Source organism: Mycobacterium simulans (genome assembly GCF_900232995.1).
Lineage (GTDB): Bacteria > Actinomycetota > Actinomycetes > Mycobacteriales > Mycobacteriaceae > Mycobacterium > Mycobacterium simulans.
The window spans coordinates 1-4,044 of sequence record NZ_OCVX01000052.1 but is presented as its reverse complement, the minus strand read 5'-3'; the positions used below and the strand labels follow the sequence as shown (position 1 = coordinate 4,044).

The following is a 4,044-nucleotide window of genomic DNA, read 5'->3' as shown; positions in this document are numbered from 1 at the left end:
GACCTATCCCTTCCAACACCGCCGCTACTGGCTAACCCCCACCACCCACACCGACGTCAGCGCCGCCGGACTGGACCGACCCGAGCACCCGCTGCTGGGCGCCGTCACCGAGCTGGCCGATCAAGACCAGATCGTGATCAGCGGGCGGCTCTCGGCCAGCACACAGGCCTGGCTGACCGGCCACCGCATCCGCGAAAACGTGATCTTTCCCGCCACCGGTTTCATCGAGCTCGCCCTCCACGCCGGTCAACACATCGACTGCCCGGTCATCGACGAGCTGATCCTGCAGGCGCCGCTGGTCCTATCCGAGGATGCGCCCGTCGATCTGCAAGTTACCGTTCACCCCGTTGACGAGCATGTCCGGCGGCCTTTCACCGTGCATAGCCGCGCCAGCGTGGGAGACCGGCGCGGATCTTGGGTGCTGCACGCCACCGGTACCCTCGGCGGGGATCAGCCCGCTGCCCCTTCGCTCGCTGCCCCGACGAGCGTGGCGGCCATCGAACCCGAGAGCTTCTACCAGCGGCTCGCCACGCACGGACTCCATTACGGCGGCCTCTTCCAAGGGGTGGTGGCCATCGGACACGACCCGGCCAGCCCTGACACGGTCTACGCCGAGGTCGCCCTGCCCGCCGACACCGAGATCACCGGCTACGGCATCCACCCCGCCCTGCTGGACGCCGCTCTACACCCGCTGACCACACTGGATACCGACCCGGACGCTGAGCCGACAGGCCCCCGACTTCCATTCGCACTAACCGGGATCAGCCTGCATGCCACGTCGGCCACCCGCCTGCATGTCCGCCTCACCCGCACGGGTGCCGACACCTACACCCTGCGCGCCACGGATCCCATGGGCGCCCCCGTCGTCACCGTCACCACCCTGATCCTGCGCGCCCTGCCCGATTGGGTAACGCACCAAGCGGCCACCCCCGCACTGCGCGACGGCCTGTTCCAACTCGACTGGCCCGCTCTTCCCCGTGACACTTTCCCCGAGGCCGAGGTTTCGCCCACCTGGGCCGTCGTCGCCGCCGACCCGGATCACCTTGCCCCTGGCCTGCGCGCAGCCCCAATCCACGCCGATCTGAGCCATCCTGCCCTATCCGACGCCGACCTGGTCATCTGGGCGCTGCCGGTAACCCAAACCGAGCAAGCCCTCGATGGGGTGCGCACGCTAACCCGGTACACCCTCGCACAGCTGCAATGCTGGCTAGCTCGACCGGACACGCTCAACACCCACCTGGTCATCTTGACGCGCCACGCCGTGGCGATCAGCGCTCACGACCGAGCCCCCAACCTAGGCCACGCGGCGGCCTGGGCGCTGATCCACACCACGCAAAACGAACACCCCGGCCGGATCAGGCTGATCGACACCGACCACACCACCGCCGGACTCATTGACGTCTTGGCCGGCCTCAGCAATCCCGCCGCCGAACCGCAACTCGCCCTTCGCCACGGCAGCGCTCACACTCCACGCCTGACGCCCGCCACCTCACTGACGCCACCACTTACTCCTACGTGGCAACTCGGCACTACCGGCAAGGGCGACCTGTCCAATCTGGTTCTGGTACCCACCGAACCGATCAGCGAACTGGCCCCCGGGCAAATCCGCGTCGCCATCCGTGCTGCCGGCCTGAACTTCCACGACGTCATCGTTGCCTTGGGCGCCATCCCCGACGAGGGAATGGGCGCCGAAGCCGCTGGGGTGGTCATCGACACGGCCTCCGATGTGACCGTGCTACAACGCGGTGACGCGGTGATGGGGTTATTCCCCAACAACGCCTTTGCGCCGACGGCCGTGACGGATCACCGCATGGTCGTCCCCATCCCGTCCGGCTTGTCTTTTGCCGACGCCGCGTCGGTGCCCGTGGCGTTTTTGACTGCCTATGTCGCCCTGGTCGAGCTGGCGGGGCTGGGTGCCGGCCAGCGAGTGCTCATCCACGCCGGCGCTGGCGGGGTCGGGCAAGCCGCCATTCAGATCGCCAACCACCTTGGGGCCCAGGTCTTTTCCACCGCACACCCAAGCAAACACCAGGTGCTCACGGGTTTGGGGGTGCCGCCGGAGCACATCGCCTCGTCGCGCACGATGGATTTCGTTGAGGCCTTCGCCGAGGCGACCGACCACCAGGGCGTTGACGTGGTGCTCAACAGCCTGGCTGGTGACTTCGTCGACGGCTCGCTGCAGCTCTTGCCCCGGGGCGGGTCTTTTGTCGAAATCGGCAAAACCGACATCCGGCTAGCCAGCGAGATCGCCAGGGCACACCCCGGCGTCACCTACCAGGCCTACGACCTGCACGTGGCAGGGCCAGCGGACCTTCGCCAGGCTTGGACCACGCTGAGCGACCTTTTCACCGCCGGGGTCCTGCGACCATTGCCCACCACGAACTACGGCCTGCTGCAGGCCCAGCAAGCATTCCGGGATATGAGCCAAGCCCGCCACACCGGCAAGCTGGTACTGATACCTCCCACCAGCTGGGATCCTCAGGGCACAGCACTGATCACCGGCGGAACGGGGATGTTGGGCGGGATCTTCGCCGAGCACTTGATCACCCATCACGGCGTGCGGCACCTGCTGCTGGTCTCGCGCCGCGGGGCGGCCGCGCCGGGGGCCACCGAGCTGCACCAACGCCTGACCGAGCTGGGCGCCGAGGTCACCATCGCCGCCTGCGACACCAGCAACCCCACCGACCTTGCCGCGGTATTGATGTCCATCCCCGACGAGCACCGGTTGACCGCGGTCATCCACGCGGCCGGCGTCATCGATGACGCTGTGGTCACCGAACTGACGGATGCACAACTCGAGACCGTGCTGACCGCCAAAGCCGACGCCGCCTGGCACCTACACCAACTCACCGCCGAACAGAACCTGACCGCTTTCGTCATGTTCTCCTCGGCCGCGGCCACCCTGGGCAATCCCGGCCAAGCCAACTACGCCGCAGCCAACGCCGTCCTCGATGCCCTGGCCCACCACCGCGCCGGCGCCACCAGCCTGGCCTGGGGCTACTGGCAAAGCCCGTCCGGCATGACCGCCCACCTCACCGACATCGACCAAGCCCGCGTCACCCGGGCCAGCCTGACCCCGATCAGCACCGAACACGGCGTCGCCCTGTTCGACGCCGCGCTGACTCATCACCAAGCCACCCTGGCCCCCGCCCCGCTGAACTCACGGGCGCTGACCCGCCTAGCCCAACGCAACGCACTACCGCCGATCCTGTCCGCGCTGACCACGACTCGACCCCAGGCCGCGTCCTCCGCCGGCCCGCCAAGCCTGACCGCACGACTGGCCATCCAAACCCCTGACCAACAACGCGACACGTTGCTCACCCTGGTCGTTACCACCACGGCCAAGGTGTTGGCTCATCCCGACCCGGCCAGCCTTGATCCCGATCGGCCCTTCAAAGACCTCGGCATCGACTCGCTGACCGCGCTGGAGCTGCGCAACGCCCTGGCCCAACACAGCGGCCTCACCCTGCCGCCCACCCTGATCTTCGACTACCCGAGCCCCAACGCCATCGGCCAGTACCTGCTGAGCCAGCTCACCACTACGACGATCGCCACGCCCGAGGGCGCGCAGCCGGCAGTCAGCACGGCTGTGGACGACCCCATCGTGGTCGTTGGCATGGCCTGCCGGTTTCCCGGCGGGGTGGATTCACCGGCGGCGTTGTGGGAAATGGTCTCCAGCGGTACCGATGCGATGGGGGCATTCCCGACGGATCGTGGCTGGAACCTCGCCGAGTTGTTTGACCCCGACCCCGACGCGGTCGGCAAAACCTATGCCCGCCAAGGCGCATTCCTGCCCAGCGCCGCGGACTTCGATGCCGATTTCTTCGGCATCTCTGCGCGGGAGGCCCAGGCGATCGATCCCCAACAGCGGTTGTTACTCGAAGTGTGTTGGGAGGCATTGGAAACCGCCGGCATCGACCCAGCCGCTCTGGCCGGCTCAGACACTGGAGTGTTCGCCGGCACCTGGGCACAGCCCTACGGAGACGCAGGGTCGGAAAGTGAGGCCTACACCACCGGCACTCTCACGAGCGTCGCTTCGGGGCG

At 67.7% G+C, this 4,044-nt stretch carries 1 protein-coding gene; it reads left to right on the top strand.

What is annotated here, in order from left to right:
* Positions 1–4,044: SDR family NAD(P)-dependent oxidoreductase (locus MSIMFI_RS27040; protein ID WP_191499994.1), on the top strand; the 4,044-nt coding region annotated here is incomplete at both ends.